At 67.1% G+C, this 17,351-nt stretch carries 16 protein-coding genes and 2 pseudogenes; 8 read left to right on the top strand and 10 right to left on the bottom strand.

Going from position 1 to position 17,351, the window contains the following annotated elements; genetic code table 11:
• Window positions 1-123: 123 nt before the first annotated feature.
• The 7 genes and pseudogenes from mpl to H0I39_RS13165 form a co-directional block, all read right to left on the bottom strand.
• Window positions 124-1,687, bottom strand: a pseudogene (mpl, locus tag H0I39_RS13135) (UDP-N-acetylmuramate:L-alanyl-gamma-D-glutamyl-meso-diaminopimelate ligase).
• Window positions 1,688-1,854: 167 nt separating this feature from the next.
• Window positions 1,855-2,286, bottom strand: coding sequence for a hypothetical protein (locus H0I39_RS13145; RefSeq protein WP_180550798.1), 432 nt, complete (start codon window positions 2,284-2,286; stop codon window positions 1,855-1,857).
• Window positions 2,262-2,555 carry a hypothetical protein gene (locus H0I39_RS13150; protein WP_180550799.1) on the bottom strand — a complete coding sequence of 98 codons (294 nt, stop codon included), beginning with the start codon at window positions 2,553-2,555 and terminating at the stop codon, window positions 2,262-2,264. Before H0I39_RS13150 ends, H0I39_RS13145 begins: the two co-directional genes overlap by 25 nt.
• Window positions 2,552-3,076, bottom strand: coding sequence for a hypothetical protein (locus H0I39_RS13155; protein WP_180550800.1), 525 nt, complete (start codon window positions 3,074-3,076; stop codon window positions 2,552-2,554). Before H0I39_RS13155 ends, H0I39_RS13150 begins: the two co-directional genes overlap by 4 nt.
• On the bottom strand, window positions 3,067-3,258 hold the full coding sequence (locus tag H0I39_RS13160) for a hypothetical protein (protein ID WP_180550801.1): 192 nt from the start codon (window positions 3,256-3,258) through the stop codon (window positions 3,067-3,069). The genes H0I39_RS13155 and H0I39_RS13160 overlap by 10 nt, the downstream gene beginning before the upstream one ends.
• Before the next feature lie 340 nt (window positions 3,259-3,598).
• Window positions 3,599-4,048, bottom strand: coding sequence for an AMP-binding enzyme (locus tag H0I39_RS24185; protein ID WP_373368299.1), 450 nt, complete (start codon window positions 4,046-4,048; stop codon window positions 3,599-3,601).
• Window positions 3,942-5,228 (bottom strand): AMP-binding protein, encoded by a 1,287-nt coding sequence (locus H0I39_RS13165; RefSeq protein WP_373368300.1) that lies wholly within the window; start codon window positions 5,226-5,228, stop codon window positions 3,942-3,944. Before H0I39_RS13165 ends, H0I39_RS24185 begins: the two co-directional genes overlap by 107 nt.
• An 87-nt stretch (window positions 5,229-5,315) precedes the next feature.
• Between H0I39_RS13165 and H0I39_RS13170 the strand changes: the two genes are divergently transcribed.
• The 8 genes from H0I39_RS13170 (at window position 5,316) to H0I39_RS13205 (ending at window position 12,125) form a co-directional block, all read left to right on the top strand.
• Window positions 5,316-5,912, top strand: a complete 597-nt coding sequence (locus H0I39_RS13170; RefSeq protein ID WP_180550802.1) for a hypothetical protein — start codon at window positions 5,316-5,318, stop codon at window positions 5,910-5,912.
• On the top strand, window positions 5,909-6,487 hold the full coding sequence (locus H0I39_RS13175; protein WP_180550803.1) for a TlpA family protein disulfide reductase: 579 nt from the start codon (window positions 5,909-5,911) through the stop codon (window positions 6,485-6,487). The genes H0I39_RS13170 and H0I39_RS13175 overlap by 4 nt, the downstream gene beginning before the upstream one ends.
• Before the next feature lie 118 nt (window positions 6,488-6,605).
• On the top strand, window positions 6,606-7,079 hold the full coding sequence (gene accB / locus H0I39_RS13180) for an acetyl-CoA carboxylase biotin carboxyl carrier protein (protein WP_180550804.1): 474 nt from the start codon (window positions 6,606-6,608) through the stop codon (window positions 7,077-7,079).
• Window positions 7,080-7,239: 160 nt separating this feature from the next.
• Window positions 7,240-8,589 (top strand): acetyl-CoA carboxylase biotin carboxylase subunit, encoded by a 1,350-nt coding sequence (gene accC, locus H0I39_RS13185; protein ID WP_180550805.1) that lies wholly within the window; start codon window positions 7,240-7,242, stop codon window positions 8,587-8,589.
• A gap of 200 nt (window positions 8,590-8,789) precedes the next feature.
• On the top strand, window positions 8,790-9,674 hold the full coding sequence (prmA, locus tag H0I39_RS13190) for a 50S ribosomal protein L11 methyltransferase (protein ID WP_180550806.1): 885 nt from the start codon (window positions 8,790-8,792) through the stop codon (window positions 9,672-9,674).
• 75 nt (window positions 9,675-9,749) lie between these two features.
• A complete protein-coding gene (locus tag H0I39_RS24190) occupies window positions 9,750-10,349 on the top strand; it encodes a zinc-ribbon domain-containing protein (RefSeq protein WP_444547278.1) in 600 nt (199 codons plus the stop codon).
• A gap of 204 nt (window positions 10,350-10,553) precedes the next feature.
• The gene (locus tag H0I39_RS13200) at window positions 10,554-11,096 is read left to right on the top strand and encodes a DUF3426 domain-containing protein (RefSeq protein ID WP_180550807.1); all 543 of its coding nucleotides are present in this window, start codon (window positions 10,554-10,556) and stop codon (window positions 11,094-11,096) included.
• Window positions 11,097-11,219: 123 nt separating this feature from the next.
• Window positions 11,220-12,125 (top strand): carbohydrate kinase family protein, encoded by a 906-nt coding sequence (locus tag H0I39_RS13205; protein ID WP_180550808.1) that lies wholly within the window; start codon window positions 11,220-11,222, stop codon window positions 12,123-12,125.
• Window positions 12,126-12,308: 183 nt separating this feature from the next.
• Here the strand turns inward: H0I39_RS13205 and H0I39_RS13210 are convergent, their stop codons facing one another.
• The 3 genes and pseudogenes from H0I39_RS13210 to H0I39_RS13220 all read right to left on the bottom strand — a co-directional run bounded on the left by H0I39_RS13210 (window position 12,309) and on the right by H0I39_RS13220 (window position 17,278).
• Entirely contained in the window at window positions 12,309-12,803 is a 495-nt protein-coding gene (locus H0I39_RS13210) for a histone H1-like DNA-binding protein (RefSeq protein ID WP_180550809.1), read from the bottom strand.
• Between the two features lie 208 nt (window positions 12,804-13,011).
• A pseudogene (locus H0I39_RS13215) lies at window positions 13,012-14,077 on the bottom strand (ribonucleotide-diphosphate reductase subunit beta).
• Window positions 14,078-14,347: 270 nt separating this feature from the next.
• The gene (locus H0I39_RS13220) at window positions 14,348-17,278 is read right to left on the bottom strand and encodes a ribonucleoside-diphosphate reductase subunit alpha (RefSeq protein ID WP_180550810.1); all 2,931 of its coding nucleotides are present in this window, start codon (window positions 17,276-17,278) and stop codon (window positions 14,348-14,350) included.
• Window positions 17,279-17,351 lie beyond the last annotated feature (73 nt).

A 17,351-nucleotide genomic window follows, 5' to 3' on the forward strand; every position in this document is an offset into this window, starting at 1 on the left:
TGACTATCAAGAAGTCTCAGACCCTGTTGTGGGAGCGGGCTTGCCCGCGATGAGACGTCTCGCCGCAATCAACGCTTGATCGCGGGCAAGCCCGCTCCTGCAACACTGTCTGAGACTCGTTGCTCATCGGTGTTTTTGAAGTTCTTCCATCAGCTTCGTGTGCACGCCGCCGAAGCCGCCATTGCTCATGCACAGCAGGTGGTCGCCCGGGCGCGCCGCGGCGATGACCTGACGCACGATCTCGTCCACGCTGGCGGCCACCTGCGCGTGCGCGCCTAGGGGCGCCAGCGCGGCGGCCGCGTCCCAATCCAGCCCGCCGGTGTGGCAGAAGCTCAGGTCGGCGTGCTCCAGTGACCAGGGCAGTTGCGATTTCATCGTGCCCAGCTTCATCGTGTTGCTGCGCGGCTCGAAGATGGCGAGGATGCGCTCGCTTCGCTTGCCGGCCGCATCCAGCTGGCGGCGCAAGCCGTCCACCGTGGTGCGAATCGCCGTGGGGTGGTGGGCGAATCATCGTACACCGTGATCTCGGCGCCGCCGGCTTGGGCCACGCGGCCACGCACCTCCATGCGGCGGCGCACGTTCTGAAAGCTGGCCAGCGCCGCGCAGGCCTCGGCCGGGGCCACGCCCACATGCTCGGCCGCGGCGATGGCGGCCAGCGCGTTGAGTTGGTTGTGGGTGCCCGACAGATCCCAGCGCACGCGGCCCACGGGCTGGCCACGCAGTTGCACCTCGAAATCCGACGCGTCGCCGTGCGCGGTGAAATCGCTCACCGCCGCACCAAAGCTGCGCTGCCCGCTCCAGCAGCCCTGCGCCAGCACGCGCTGCAGGCTTTCTTCCAGCCCGTTGACCACCACGCGGCCCGAGGGCGGCACGGTGCGCACCAGGTGGTGGAACTGCCGCTCGATCGCCGCCAGGTCGTCGAAGATGTCGGCGTGGTCGAACTCCAGGTTGTTCAGCACCGCCGTGCGCGGGCGGTAGTGCACGAACTTGCTGCGCTTGTCGAAGAAGGCGGTGTCGTATTCGTCGGCTTCAATCACGAACAAGGGCCGTGCGGGAGATGTTGCTCCCTCGCCCCTCTGGGGAGAGCTTGCCCCGGACTTGATCCGGGGCTGGGGTGAGGGCTCGCGGGCGCGGGGGCAAGGCCGTCGGCCCTCACCCCAATCCTCTCCCGCTCCCGGGAGAGGGAGCCAGACCCATCCGATGGGGTGGTGGAGCCCAGCCGTGCGCTGATGCCGAAGTTGAGCGGCACCCCACCGACCAGGAAGCCGGGCGCGAGGCCCGCGCTCTCCAGAATCCAGGCCAGCATCGACGTGGTCGTCGTCTTGCCGTGCGTGCCCGCCACGGCCAGCACGTGGCGGCCCTGCAGCACGTTCTCCAGCAGCCACTGCGGGCCGCTGATGTAGGGCGCGCCGGCGTCGAGAATGGCTTCCATCAGCGGAAACTTCGGTGAACCGTCCGTCAGCCGCGCGCGGCTGACCACGTTGCCGATCACGAACACGTCGGGCTTCAGCGCGATCTGCTCGGCGCCATAGCCCTCGATCAGCTCGATGCCCAGCGCGCGCAACTGGTCGCTCATCGGCGGGTACACGCCCGCGTCGCAGCCGGTGACGGTGTGGCCCGCCTCGCGCGCCAGCGCGGCCAGCCCGCCCATGAAGGTGCCGCAGATGCCCAGGATGTGAATATGCATGGGGCTGGATTCTACGGCTGAATTGCAAGCCTTTTCGGCCTCTGGCGCCCGTGGGGAAAGCGCGAGCAGCTATTCAAAATATAGTGACTGGGATGCGGCAACATGTGCGCCACACGGACTGAGCGACCCTGCGCCTGTGTGCCACGCGGTGGGCGGCTGGCGGGCAATCAGGATGCGCCTGCCGGCCTGCCTTGTGCGGCGCGCGCGGCCGCCTCCTGCGGCGAGATCACCTCGATCGGCACGTCGGCGTCGTTGGTGCGTATCCAGGGCTTTCCAGAACTCAGCATGATGGTTTCAGATAAGTGAATCCTGAAATGCGCCGGGCCGCTGTAACCAGGATCGGCGGTGTAGAAGAATTCATCGTTCTCGCCGCGCACGGCCGTGCCGTGCGTGTGTTCGTGCACCCGGTAATCGGTGATCTTGATGCGATCCAGTTTGTGGAAACCTTCACAGGAACCTTGTATCGAGCACAGCCCCTCGCGCAAATTGAGCCGCGTCTTCTCGCCCGCCACCACCACATAGGCGTTGTGCAGGAGGCGAGGGCCGTGGCTCAGCGGCTTGGCATAGCGCGCGTTCACGTCGCGCACCTGCGCCAGCAACTCGGGCGAGACGGTGCCAGGCTGCATGGGGGCGCCGGCTCGATGCGCAGGCCCTTCGGCACCTTGGCCGACGCGCGCTTGAACCAGCCGTCCCAATAGCCCTGGGGTGGCGCCGGGCCAAAGCTCTCGCCGGGCGGCGGGTCGGTGTACAGCGGGCCTACGCCGAAGGTCATCACGCTGCCGTCGGCGCAGGTGGCTTTCAGTTCGCCCTCCACCACCCACAGGCGGCGCTCAAGGGTGGTCGTCGGGCCGCCGCTCCTGACTTTCACCGTCCGCTGGTGCAATTGGGCCGGGCAGCGCTGCACCAGGTGGTAGAGCTGCCTCTGCACCATTGCGCCCACGCCGCCAGCCACGAAGGTGTTCTTGAATTGCTGCTCCAGATAAGGTGCGGGCTTGGCAGGCAAGGAATGGCGAAAGGCAGTTGTGTCTTCCAGCATGAAGACGCCACTTCCCCTCCCAGCACGAGTTCAGAGCCACAGCGCGGGTCAAGATGTCCATCCTTATTGCGCCAGGATGCCACGCTGACATCGTTGATGGGGTAATAGAACCAGCTACCCGTCTTCAGGCCGACGACGCCGCTTTCGACGTCACAACTGTTCTCCATCTTGAGGCATTTAAAGAAGCGACCGTCTTGGGGTCTGCGGTATCCCACCCAGAACCAGATGGGCCCCATGTCCTTCGTGATCGTCGTGGCGTCCGTATCGAGTATGTACTTGCGCACAGTCACGATGTCGCCAATCTGCACCGCCTCGCCAGCGCCCGCCTGTAGCACGTAGGGTTTCACGAACACGGCGTTGGGTTGGCCGGGGTCGACAACTTCCCACGGCCCGGGTTCTTCGCGGATGCCCGAGACCACCTGCAGGCCATCGGCCTGCAGGCTCTGCCCATCATGAACAACCCCACGGTGTAGGGCCAGAACAGCACGGCCAGGGCGACGGCGACGCCGCTGGCGATGAGCAGGACACGTTTCATGGGGCGGCCAAGGGGTGCATGAACGACGGCGACGCTGAGCAGGGCGTGATTGTCGCGCTGAATCTGGTTCAGAGTCTTTTTGGCCTCTAGCGCCCGCCAATAAAGCGCAAGCAGCTATAAAAACAAGAGTTTGATCTGCTTGCGCGACCCTCGTTCACCGATCGCAAGGCCGCGGAGCAGGCCACGCCAGAACGCCGTGGCCGGACCTGCGCCGGCCACCGGCGTTGTCCCCAGTGGGGGCTGAGGTCTGCGGCTCCAGACCTGCCTGCGCAGGTCTGGACAGACCGAAGAGCCGCCGCCTCTGGCGGCGAGCACGTGGCGTCCAGCGGCTCAGGGGAGCTTATCCAGGAAACTGCTCCCGCAGCTTCAGCTTCCAGAACTTGCCCGTCGACGTGCGCGGCACGGCGTCGATGAACTCGTAGCGCTCGGGCAGTTGCCACTTGGCGAAGCTCCGCTCCAGCAGCCATTCGTTCAGTTCATCCGGCGTGGCCTGCTCGCCGGCGATCAGCACCGCGCAGGCCAGCGGGCGCTCGCTCCACTTCTCGTCGGGGATGGCGATGACGGCGGCCTCGGCGATGGCAGGGTGGGCCATGAGGGCGTTTTCCAGATCGACCGAGCTGATCCATTCGCCGCCGGACTTGATCAGGTCCTTGGTGCGGTCGCTGATCTTGACGAAGCCGAGATCATCCACGCTGGCCACGTCGCCCGTGCGCAGCCAGCCGTCGGGCGTGAACTTGTCGGACGGCGAGCCGACCGCGTAATAGCCGCCGGTGATGAAGGGGCCGCGCACCTGAATCTCGCCCACGCTGCGGCCGTCCCAGGGCTGGTTGGTACCGTCGTCGCCGCGCGCGCAGATCGACCAGCGGCACCGGCGATCCGGCCAGCGCGGCGCGGCGGTACTTCTCGTCGGCGGACATGTCGCGCAACTCGGCGCGCTGGTAGCTGACGGTGGCGATGGGGCTGGTCTCGGTCATGCCCCAGCCCTGCTGGATCCAGATGCCGTGCGCGTCGAAGGCGCGGATCAGGCTCTCGGGCACGGCGGCGCCGCCGACGAACGAGCGCATGCCGCGCGGCAGCTTCCAGCGCCCGGCATGGGGCGAGCCGGGCTTCAGCGAGGCGTCGTAGGTCTGGATCAGCGACAGCCAGATGGTGGGCACGCCCAGCGACAGCGTGGGCGGCTCGGCCGTCATCAGGTCGAGCAGGTCGTCGGGGTGCAGGTGCGGGCCGGGGAAGACCAGCTTGGCGCCCATCATCACCGAGATGTAGGGCATGCCCCAGCTGTTGGCGTGGAACATGGGCGTGACGGGCAGCACCACGTCGGTGGAGCGGACGGCCGCGAAATCGGCCAGGCCGGCGACCAGCGAATGCAGCACGGTGGAGCGGTGCGAGTACACCACGCCCTTGGGCTTGCCGGTGGTGCCGCTGGTGTAGCACATGCTGACCGGGTCGTCCTCATCGTGCGGCACGTACTGGAAGCCGTCCGGGTCGGCGCCGGCCAGCAGGGCTTCGTAGTCGGTGAAGGCCGGCGCAACCGGGGCACCGGAGAAGGGAAACACGATCACCTTGTCGAACTTGTGCAGGTGCTTGAACTTCTCGTACAGCGGCAGCAGCACGTCGTCGATGATGAGAAAGCGGTCCCCGGCGTCGTTGGCGATCCAGCCGATCTCGTCGGGCGCCAGGCGCAGGTTGAGCGTGTGCATCACGCCGCCGGCGGCGGGAATGCCGAAGTAGCACTCCAGGTGCGCGTGGTGGTTCCAGCACAGGGTGGCCACGCGGTCGCCCTTGCGCAGCCCGAGCCTTTGCAGCGCGCTGCCCAATGCGCGCGTGCGGCGATGAAACTCGCCATAGCTGTGGCGCCGCAGCGACTTGTCGGGCAGGCGCGAGACGACTTCGTTGTTCCTGAACAGCATGCCCGCGCGATCCAGCAGGTGGTTGAGCGACAGCGGCACATTCATCATCGTCGTTTGCATGATGGGGAGGGTCTCCTGGCGAGGTTGTGAGTGCGATACAAGCCACTTTACGGCAACGGCTTGCCCTGGCAAGGCAGAATGCGATCCATGGAAACCCTGACGCACGAGATGGCCGCGCACGCTGCGCGCCTGGTGGTGGAAGAGGGGCTGGATTACGGCGCCGCCAAGCGCCGGGCGCTGAAGGTCATGGGCGTGCCGCCGCGCACGGCCTTGCCGGACAACGATCTGGTCGAGTCCGAGGTGCGGGCCTATCTGGCGCTGTTCCATGCCGACACGCAACCGGCCGAACTGGCCGCGCTGCGCCGGCTGGCCCTGTCGTGGATGGAGCGGCTGGCCGAATTCCGCCCCCACATCGCCGGTGCGGTGTGGAACGGCACCGCCACGCGGCTGTCGGACATTTATCTGCAGCTGTTTTGCGACGATCCCAAATCCGCCGAGATCGCCCTCATCGACCATCGGGTGGCCTACCAGCCGCGCAGCGTGGCCGGCTTCAACGGCATGCAGGTGGATGCGCTGAGCTTTTCCAGCCACTGCGCCGAACTGGGTGAGTCCATCGGCGTGCACCTGATGATTCACGACCACGACGATTTGCGCGGTGCGCTGAAGCCCGGGCGCCAGGGGCAGCCGCTGCGCGGCGACCGCCGGGCGCTGGCACATCGGCTGCAGGAGGATGAGCAGACATGAATTCACCCGACGATTTATCGACCCCGCCAGCCGCCGCCGCCAAGGCGGCGCGGCCGACGGGCCGGCGCCTGGCGCTGGCCGCCGTGGCACTGGCCGCCGCGGGTGCCGGTGCGCTGTTCAGCGCGCGCCGGCTGGCACTGGACGAGCCGGACACCACGGGTCTTTGGGACCGCAGCTTTCCAGCTCCGGATGGCAGTGCACTGGCGCTGGCCACGCTGCGCGGCCGCCCGCTGCTGGTCAACTTCTGGGCCACGTGGTGCCCGCCCTGTGTCGAGGAACTGCCGTTATTGAGCAGCTTCTACAACGAAAACAAGGCCAATGGCTGGCAATTGATCGGTTTGGCGGTTGACAAGCCCGAGCCGGTCGCGCGCTTCCTGGCCAAGTCGCCGGTCAGCTTTCCGGTGGCCCTGGCGGGCCTCGAAGGGGTCGAACTAACGCGCGCGCTGGGCAATGCGGCCGGCGGCCTGCCGTTCAGCGTGCTGTTCGACGCCACGGGCCAGTTGCGCGACCGCAAACTGGGCCAGTTGCACGCGCGCGATCTGGCGGCCTGGCGCGACAGGCTCGGCAGGAGCTGAGGGTGCCCTGCGGCATTGGCATAGATTAAATTTCGGTGAAATTGGATTCAAATCGGGGCGATTTGCGGCCAATTTGAGGTAAATTCGCCCCCATTCCCAAAATTTGGATGACTTTGCAATGGATTTGCGCAAACTCAAGACACTGATCGACCTGGTCTCCGAGTCGAACGTGTCGGAACTGGAAATCACCGAAGCCGAAGGCAAGGTGCGCATCGTCAAGGGCGCGCCGCCCGCGCCTGCGCAGGTGGTGTACGCACCCGTGGCACCACCGGTGGCCGCCCCAGGGCCCGCGGCGCCTGCGGCCAGCGCGGCGCCCGCGGCAGAAGCGGCCGCCCCCGCGCCTGCCGAAGAGCCGGCGGGCTTCGTGCTCAAATCGCCCATGGTGGGTACCTTCTACCGTGCATCCAGCCCCGGCGCCAAACCCTTCGTCGAGGTGGGCCAGCAGGTCAAGGAAGGCGACACGCTGTGCATCATCGAGGCGATGAAGATCCTGAACGAGATCGACGCGGAGAAGGGCGGCACCATCAAGAAGATCCTGGGCGAAAACGGCCAGGCGGTGGAATACGGCCAGCCGTTGTTCATCATTGAATGATGGCGCCCTCTGAGTCGCCTTCGGCGCCTTCTCCCGAGGGACGACGCCAGCGGCCGGGCCGCACGCCCGCTGCACGGCATCCTCGCGTGGCCCTCGTGGCCAGCGGCTCCAACGTGTTGATGCGCGGCGCATGACGCCAGCGCACCGTGGATCACTGAACATGTTCAAGAAAATACTGGTCGCCAACCGCGGTGAGATCGCCCTGCGCGTGCAGCGCGCCTGCCGCGAGCTGGGCATCAAGGCCGTGATGGTCTATTCCGAGGCCGACAAAGACGCCAAATACGTCAAGCTGGCCGAAGAGGCGGTGTGCATCGGCCCGGCACCGTCAGGGCAGAGCTACCTCAACATGCCGGCCATCATCTCGGCCGCCGAGGTGACGGACGCCGAGGCGATTCACCCCGGCTACGGCTTCTTGAGCGAAAACGCCGATTTTGCCGAGCGGGTGGAGCGCAGCGGCTTCCAGTTCATCGGCCCCACGCCCGAGTCGATCCGCATCATGGGCGACAAGGTGTCGGCCAAGCAGGCCATGATCAAGGCCGGCGTGCCCTGCGTGCCCGGCTCCGACGGCGAACTGCCCGACGAGCCAGCCGCCATCAAGCGCATCGCCAAGGCCATCGGCTACCCGGTCATCATCAAGGCCGCGGGCGGCGGCGGCGGGCGCGGCATGCGCGTGGTGCACACCGAGGCGGCCCTGCTGGCCGCGGTGCAGACCACCAAGAGCGAGGCCGCCGCGGCCTTCAACAACCCGGCCGTGTACATGGAGAAGTTCCTCCAGAACCCGCGCCACATCGAAATCCAGATCCTGGCCGACAAGCACCGCAACGCGGTGTACCTGGGCGAGCGCGACTGCTCCATGCAGCGGCGCCACCAGAAGGTGATCGAGGAAGGCCCGGCCCCGGGCATTCCGCGCCGCCTGATCGAGCGCATCGGCGAGCGCTGCGTGGCGGCCTGTAAGAAGATCGGCTACCGCGGCGCCGGTACCTTCGAGTTCCTGTACGAGAACGGCGAGTTCTATTTCATCGAGATGAACACGCGCGTGCAGGTCGAGCACCCGGTGACCGAATGGATCACCGGCATCGACATCGTGCGCACCCAGATCATGGTGGCGGCGGGCGAGAAGCTGCCCTTCACGCAGCGGCAGATCCAGATCAGGGGCCACGCCATCGAGTGCCGCATCAACGCCGAGGACCCGTTCAAGTTCACCCCTTCGCCGGGCCGCATCACCTACTGGCACCCGCCGGGCGGGCCGGGCGTGCGGGTGGATTCGCACGTGTACGACAACTACTTCGTGCCGCCCAACTACGACAGCATGATCGGCAAGATCATCGTCTACGGCGACACGCGCGAGCAGGCCATCGCCCGCATGCAGACCGCGCTGTCCGAGACGCTGATCGAAGGCATCAGCAGCAACCTCGCGCTGCACCGCGAGCTGATGGTGGACGCCAAGTTCATGGAAGGCGGCACCAACATCCACTACCTGGAAAAGTGGTTGAGCGAGCATCAAAGGTAGCACCCTGAGTCGTCTGCGGCGCCTTCCCCGGGAGGAGGACAACGCCAGTCGCCGGCGCAGGTCCGGCAACGGCGTTCGCGGATGGCCTGCTCCGCGGCCGCTGGGTGGGCTTGCTGCGCAGCCTTGTTTTCAAGGTTAAATCGTCTCCAGGCCTTGTGTATCAAGCGCAAGCAGCTATTTTTGAAAGCAATGAAACCGTCATGTTCGAGTTGCGCCTGATCTGCCCCGAGGACCGGGTCGAACCGCTGTCCGATGCGCTGGAGGCGCTGGAGGCGTTGAGCGTGTCGGTGGAGGATGCGGACGCCGACACCGATGCCGAGCGCGCGCTGTTCGGCGAGCCCGGCCTGCCGCCCCCGGCGCAGAGCTGGTCGCGCTCGCGCATGGTGACCCTGTTCGGCGACGAGGCGCAGGCGCGCGATGCCGCCCGGCTGCTGGCGCTGCAGGACTTCTGGGAAGGTTGCGAGGTGGCGTCGATCGCGCCCGTGCCCGAACAGGATTGGGTGCGCCTGACGCAGTCGCAGTTCGAGCCCGTGCCCATCACCCGCAGCTTCTGGATCGTGCCGACCTGGCACGAGGTGCCCGCAGGCGCCACCGAGGTGATCCGCCTCGATCCCGGCCTGGCCTTCGGCACCGGCACGCACCCGACCACGCGCATGTGCCTGCGCTGGATCGCCGCGCACCCGCCGCGCGGCCAGCGCGTGCTGGATTACGGCTGCGGCTCCGGCATCCTGGCCATTGGCGCCGCGCTGCATGGGGCCGCCAGCGTCGACGCGGTGGACATCGACGAGGCGGCCGCGCAGGCCACCATCGACAACGCTTCGGCCAACGGCGTGCAGCTGGTGGCTGGCCTGCCGGACCAGGCCAGCGGCGTTTACGACACCGTGCTGGCCAACATCCTGGCCACGCCGCTCAAGGTGCTGGCGCCGCTGCTGGCCGGCCATGTGGCGCCGGGCGGTGCGCTGGTGCTGGCGGGCGTGCTGGAGCGTCAGACGGCCGAGTTGCAAGCGGCGTATCGACCCTGGCTGTCCTTGGAGGTCGCCGATACCGAGGACGGCTGGGTGCTGCTGGTGGCACGCCGCGCCTGACCTGGCGCCCGGCACGCTGCTGCCTACAATCGCCGCACCATGAGCCTGATCACGCGCTGCCCGGCCTGCACGACCATGTTCAAGGTCGTGCCGGACCAGTTGCGCATCTCCGGCGGCTGGGTGCGCTGCGGGCACTGCAACGAGGTGTTCGACGCCGCAGCCCACATGCTGCCGGTCGAGGCCGCCGCGCCGGCCCCGCCAGCGCCGCAGTCGCCTAGCGTGCCGGTGCCGGTGCGCGAACCAGATCGCAGGGCCGCTCCACCTCCCACTCCCGCGCCGGATCCTGCGCCGGCGGTCGTGCTCCTCCGGTTGCGGCACCCTCGCCGGTGCCTGCCGTGCCCATCCGGTCGACGGTGGAGCCCGAGCCCGTTGCAGCGCCGAAGCCATCGCAGACGGCGGCGGCCCGGTTCGACACCTGGCAACCGCCCGCGCCCTGGTCGTCGCGCAAGACCAGTGTTGAAAAAGCGGGGCAGGGCGCGCCAGAACCCCCGCACCGACCGAGGCCGAGCGCTCGCTGCCCAAGGACGACGTCGCGGCGCCGGCGCACGCCACCCTTCCGACTCCTGCCCTGCCCGAGGCCGAAGCCACGGCCGAAGCCGAGCCGGCGCCGGACGGTCCCTGGACCGCGTCGGAGCTGCAAACCTGGCGCGAGTTGACGGCGCCAGACCGTGCTGACCAGCCCGCGCAACCGCCTGCAGACGAGCTGTGGCCTGTGGCGGCGGCACCAGTCCACGACCCATCACCGGCAGACACCGCGGTGCCCGCGGAAGCCCCAGCCAGCCCGCCTGCCACGCCGCCAGTGGATGTCTTGCTGGCCCGCAGGTCGTTCCGCGCCGAGGCACTGGAGCGCGAAGTGCCCCCGCGGCCGATGTCGACTTCGTGCTGAGCGGCGTGGGCGAGGTGGTGGAGCCGCTGGCGCCCGACGCCGCTGCGCCCGCCGCCGCGCCGCCCGTCGACCAGCCCGAGCCCCGCTTCGTCGAGCAGGCGCGGCGCCGCGCCTTCTGGTCGTCGCGCCCGGTGCGCGTGGGCCTGTGGGCGGCGTTGCTGGTGTTGCTGCTGGCGCTGGCCTTGCAGTGGGTGCTGAGTCGGCGCGACTGGCTGGCGGCGCGCGAACCCGCGCTGGTGCCGGCGCTGCAGGCCATGTGCCAGGTCGTTGGTTGCCAGATTGCGCCGTACCGCCAGCTCGAGACCATCGTCATCGACAGCTCCGCCTTCAACCGCGTCAGCGCCAACGCCTTCCGTTTCAGCGTCACGCTGCGCAACACGGCCGACATGCCGGTGGCCACGCCGTCGCTGGAACTGACGCTGACCGACGCCCAAGACCAAGCCCTGGTGCGGCGCGTGGTGAGCGCGGCCGAACTGGGTGCTCCCCGGCGCTTGCCGCGCGGGGCGAGTTCAGCGGCACCAACGCGCTCACCGTGACCAGCATCTCCAATCCGTCGGCCATCGTCGGCTACCGCCTGATGGCCTTTTACCCCTGAGCCGGGTGCGCTGCCGCACGGCAGCCGCCGGCTTCGTCGATCCCTTCACTTCATTACCTGACCTATGGCCACGCTGATTTGCGGCTCGCTCGCCTTCGACACCATCATGAGCTTCGAGGGGCGCTTCGCCGAACAGATCCTGCCGGATCAACTGCACATCCTCAACGTGTCCTTCCTGGTGCCCAGCCTGCGGCGCGACTTCGGCGGCTGCGCGGGCAACATCGCCTACGCCATGCGCCAGCTGGGCGGCACGCCGCTGCCCGTGGCCACGCTGGGCAACGACGGCTCCGACTACCTGGCGCGGCTGCGCCAGCTGGGCGTCAGCACCGAGTTCGTGCGCACCATCGACGACACCTACACCGCGCAGGCCATGATCATGACCGACCGCGACAACAACCAGATCACGGCCTTCCACCCCGGCGCGATGATGCAGGCGCACCGCACGCACATCGTTGCACGCGAGGACATCCGCCTGGGCATCATCTCGCCCGACGGGCGCGACGCGATGCTGCAGCACGCCGAACAGTTCCGCGCCGCCGGCATCCCTTTCGTGTTCGATCCGGGGCAGGGCCTGCCCATGTTCAACGGCGACGAGTTGGCGCACTTTGTCGAACTGGCCACCTGGGTGACGGTGAATGACTACGAAGGCCGCATGCTGTGCGACCGCATGGGCATCGAGCTGGACGAGCTGTCGCGCCGCGTGCAGGGCCTGGTGGTCACGCTGGGCGGCGAGGGTTGCGACATCTGGGAGGCGGGCGTTCGCACCCGCGTGCCGCCGGTGCAGGCAGCGTCCGTGGTGGACCCGACGGGTTGCGGCGATGCCTGGCGCGGTGCGCTGCTGCACGGTCTGGAGCAAGGCTGGCCGTTGGCGCGTTGTGCCGCGCTGGGCAACCGGCTGGGCGCCTTGAAGATCGCCAGCCGCGGACCGCAGAACTACCAGGTGGATGGCGCGGTGCTGGCCGGTATCTGAAGTTGCCTGCCTTGCTCTTTCAACATCATTTGGCCTGAAACGCAGGCTGCATAAGCGCAGGCAGCTCACTTATCGATAGTGAGCGGGGTCTGCCGCACACTCCAAAAGAAGCCCGCGCACGATGACTCGTGTCGCGGGCTGCGAAGGCCCCGGCCGGGTCAAGGCCGGGGCTGGATGCGCCGCTCAGGGCTTGCTGGCCGTCGGGAACGGCCACGCAGCCTGCGGGTTCAGCGTGGTTTGCGCCGCGGGCTTCTTGGGCGCGGCGGCCTTCTTGGCCACGGCTTTCTTGGCCGGTGCCGCTTTCTTGGCGGGTGCCGCCTTCTTCGCTACGGCCTTCTTGGCAGGTGCGGCTTTCTTCGCCACGACCTTCTTGGCCGGTGCCTTCTTGGCGACGGCTTTCTTGGCCGGTGCGGCCTTCTTCGCCACTACTTTCTTGGCGGGCGCCTTCTTGGCCACGACCTTCTTGGCCGGTGCCTTCTTCGCTACCGCTTTCTTGGCCACGACTTTCTTGGCGGGTGCCTTCTTCGCTACGACCTTCTTGGCCGGTGCCTTCTTGGCGACCGCTTTCTTGGCCGGTGCGGCTTTCTTCGCCACGACTTTCTTGGCCGGTGCCGCCTTCTTCGCAGGGGCTTTCTTCGCTGCGGCCTTCTTGGCCGGTGCTTTCTTTGCAGTTGCCATTTTTTCTCCTTGATCAAGTTGAACTATCCATCAACAGCAGGAAACGCTTCGCGCCTGTTGGACACGCAAAGCGATTCATGGCACTGGAGAAAAATCCATCACCATGAACACGGGCGCAAGCCCACCGCACCGCCTGGGTGCCTGGGTGGGGTTGCTGATTCAGTGACTGCACGATAAAGAAAGGGTCGTTTCGGAAAGGCCGCCGGCATCAGTCCCACGACAGGGCGCCGCCGGTCTGGTACTCGATGACGCGCGTTTCGAAGAAGTTGCGTTCCTTCTTCAGGTCGATCATCTCGCTCATCCAGGGAAGGGGTTTTCCTCGTTGGGGAACAGGGCGTCCAGGCCGATCTGCGTGGCGCGGCGGTTGGCGATGTAGCGCAGGTAGCCCTTGAACATGCTGGCGTTCATGCCCAGCACGCCGCGCGGCATGGTGTCCTCGGCGTAGCGGTATTCCAGCTCGACGGCCTTCTCGAACAGGGCCTTGATCTCGGCCTTGAAGGCGGGTGTCCACAGGTGCGGGTTCTCGAGCTTGATCTGGTTGATCAGATCGATGCCGAAGTTGCAGTGCATCGACTCGTCGCGCAGGATGTACTGGTACTGCTCGGCCGCGCCCACCATCTTGTTCTGCCGGCCCAGCGCCAGGATTTGTGTGAAGCCGACGTAGAAGAACAGGCCTTCCATCAGGCAGGCGAAGACGATCAGGCTTTTCAGCAGGGTCTGGTCGGCCTCGGGGTGCCGGTGACGAAGGCCGGATCCATGATGGCGTCGATGAACGGGATCAGGAACTCGTCCTTGTCGCGGATCGACGCCACCTCGTGGTAGGCGTTGAAGATCTCGCCCTCGTCCAGGCCCAGCGACTCGACGATGTACTGGTAGGCGTGAGTGTGGATGGCCTCTTCGAACGCCTGGCGCAGCAGGAACTGGCGGCACTCGGGCGCCGTGATGTGGCGGTAGGTGCCCAGCACGATGTTGTTGGCGGCCAGCGAATCGGCGGTGACGAAGAAGCCCAGGTTGCGCTTGACGATGCGGCGCTCGTCTTCGGTCAGGCCGTTCGGCGACTTCCACAGCGCGATGTCGCGGTTCATGTTGATTTCCTGCGGCATCCAGTGGTTGGCGCAGGTGGCCAGGTATTTTTCCCAGGCCCACTTGTACTTGAAGGGCACCAGCTGGTTGACGTCGGTCTGACCGTTGATGATGCGCTTGTCGGCGGCGTTGACGCGGCGCTGGATGGATGGTGCGGCTTTGGGTGCAGCGGCGCTGATGGACGGTGGCATCAGGGGGCGGCCTGGAATGCCGTGATGCCTTGCGTGGCAGCGGGCGGCAATTCAGCCAGCGGCTGCAAGCGGGGTTGCAGCGTGGCGGGTGTGGCGTCGTCGTCCCAGGTCAACATGGTTTTTCCAATGCTCCGATTATGGGAGCAACGTGATGAAATGCAAAGCATTCCGTCACGTTGCTCGTGGGTTCAAGGGGTGTGAGTGTTGCGGCAAGGCATCGCATGCGATGCCTTGCCGTGATCGCAGTGCGCACGTGGCACGCGCTGCGGTTCATTGGCAGGCTTCGCAGCCCGGGTCGTCGATGGCGCAGAACTTCACGTCGGTGGCCGGCTCGGCCGCCATGGCCAACGGCGCGGCCACTGCGGCGGCATCGCGCGCGCCCATGCCGTGCGCGCCGCCGTTGCCGGTGGGCACGGCGTTGAGCCGGCCCGATTGCACGGTCGACTTCTCGGCCTGCGTGGCGCTGGTGGTGCGCAGGTAGTAGGTGGTCTTCAGCCCTCGCAGCCAGGCCAGCGTGTAGGTGTCGTGCAGCTTCTTGCCGCTGGCGCCGGCCATGTAGATGTTCAGGCTCTGCGCCTGGTCGATCCATTTCTGGCGCCGCGCCGCGGCTTCGACGAGCCATTGCGGCTCGACCTCGAAGGCGGTGGCGTACAGCGCCTTCACGTCGGGCGGCACGCGGTCGATGGGGCGCAGCGAACCGTCGAAGTGCTTCAGGTCCATCACCATCACGTCGTCCCACAGGCCCAGGCGCTTCAGGTCCTTCACCAGGTACTGGTTGATGACAGTGAACTCGCCCGACAGGTTGCTCTTGACCGACAGGTTGCCGAAGCACGGCTCGATGGACGCATCCACGCCGATGATGTTGCTGATGGTGGCCGTGGGTGCGATGGCCACGCAGTTGCTGTTGCGCATGCCGTCGCGGGCGATCTTCTGGCGCAGCGCGTCCCAGTCCAGCGTGGCCGAGCGATCCACCTCCACATGACCGCCGCGCGCCTGCTCCAGCAGGTTCAGGCTGTCGAGCGGCAAGACGCCGCGCTCCCACAGCGAGCCCTTGTAGGACGAATAGCGCCCGCGCTCGGCCGCCAGTTCGGTGCTGGCCCAGTAGGCGTGGTAGCAGATGGCCTCCATGGATTCGTCGGCGAACTGCACCGCCTGCTCTGACGCATAGGGAATGCGCAGCGCGTACAGCGCGTCCTGGAAGCCCATGAGCCCCAAGCCCACCGGGCGGTGCCGCAGGTTGGCGTCGCGCGCTTTCTTGACGGCGTAGTAGTTGATGTCGATCACGTTGTCGAGCATGCGCATGGCGGTCGACACCGTCTGCTTCAGCTTCTCGTGGTCGAGCACCTTGGTAGCGACGCCGTTGGCGTCGGTGCCATCCTTCAGGTGCTGCAGCAGGTTCACCGAGCCCAGGTTGCAGACGGCGGTTTCGGTGTCGCTGGTGTTGAGCGTGATCTCGGTGCACAGGTTGCTGGAATGCACCACCCCCGCGTGCTGCTGCGGGCTGCGCAGGTTGCAGGCGTCCTTGAAGGTGATCCAGGGGTGGCCGGTCTCGAACAGCATCGACAGCATCTTGCGCCACAGGTCCACCGCCGGCAGCGTCTTGCTGGGCTGGATTTCGCCGCGCGCCGCGCGTTCTTCGTAAGCCACGTAGGCGGCTTCGAACTCGGCGCCGAACTTGTCGTGCAGATCGGGCACGTCGCTGGGCGAGAACAGCGTCCACGTGCCCTTGTCCATCACCCGGCGCATGAACAGGTCGGGGATCCAGTTGGCCGTGTTCATGTCGTGCGTGCGGCGGCGGTCGTCGCCGGTGTTCTTGCGCAGCTCCAGAAACTCCTCGATGTCGAGGTGCCAGGTCTCCAGATACGCGCACACCGCGCCCTTGCGCTTGCCGCCCTGGTTGACGGCCACGGCCGTGTCGTTGACCACCTTCAAAAACGGCACCACGCCCTGCGATTCGCCGTTGGTGCCCTTGATGTGGCTGCCCAAGGCGCGCACGCGCGTCCAGTCGTTGCCCAGGCCGCCGGCAAATTTGCTCAGCAGGGCGTTTTCCTTGATCGACTCGTAGATGCCGTCCAGCTCGTCGGGCACCGTGGTCAGGTAGCAGCTCGACAGCTGCGAGCGCCGCGTGCCGCTGTTGAACAGCGTGGGCGTGCTGCTCATGAAGTCGAAGCGCGACAGCACCTCGTAGAACTCGATGGCGCGCGCCTCGCGGTCGATTTCATTGAGTGCCAGGCCCATCGCCACGCGCATGAAGAAGGCCTGCGGCAGCTCGATGCGCTGCTTGCGCACGTGCAGGAAGTAGCGGTCATACAGCGTCTGCAAGCCCAGGTAGTCGAACTGCAGGTCGCGCTCGGGTTTCAGCGCGGCGCCCAGGCGGGCCAGATCGAACTGCAAGAGCCGCTCATCAAGCAGCTCGGCGTCAACACCCTGCTTGATGAACTGCGGGAAGTAGTCCGCATAACGCTCGGCCAGTTCGGGCAGGCTCACGGTCTCGCCCAGCACCTCCTTGGCGATGGTGTGCAGCAGCAGGCGCGCGGTGGCGTAGGTGTAGTCGGGCTCCTTCTCGATCAGCGTGCGCGCGGCCAGGATGGCGGCCTTGTACACCTCATCCACCGGCACGCCGTCGTACAGGTTGCGCAGGGTTTCGGCCAGGATCGGCTCGGGCCGCACCTCGGCATCCAGCTCGGCGCAGGCCTGGCCGAGCAGGGCCTGCAGCGCCGGCAGATCCAGCGCCACGCGCTCGCCGCGATCCAGCACGTGCAGCACCGGCGCGGCGGGCGCGGCCTCGGCCTTCTGCTGCGCGCGCTCCTGCGCGCGGCGCTCGCGGTACAGCACGTAGGCGCGCGCCACCTCGTGGTGGCCGCTGCGCATCAGGCCCAGTTCCACCTGGTCCTGCACGTCCTCGATGTGGAAGGTGCCGCCGCCGGGGCGCGAGCGCATCAGCGCGCGCACCACGGCCTGCGTCAGCTCGTCCACCACCTCGCGCACGCTGGCCGATGCCGCGCCCTGCGTGCCGTGCACGGCCAGGAACGCCTTCATCATCGCCACCGCGATCTTGCTGGGCTCGAAGGCCACCACGGCGCCGTTGCGGCGAATGATCTGGTACTGCGCCAGCGGCTGGCGCGCCGGGGCGCTGGCGGGCATGGCGGGCGGGTGGATGGGCGCGCTGATGGCGGGCGCGGCGCTGCGGGCTGTGGGCATGGGGTCCTCTCGGCAATGGGTGATGGGGCGGGCGTGCGCGGCGCTCAGTGTGAATTCTTGGACGAGCGGCGCC

This window comes from Ottowia beijingensis, from assembly GCF_013423955.1.
Classification (GTDB): Bacteria; Pseudomonadota; Gammaproteobacteria; order Burkholderiales; family Burkholderiaceae_C; genus Ottowia; species Ottowia beijingensis.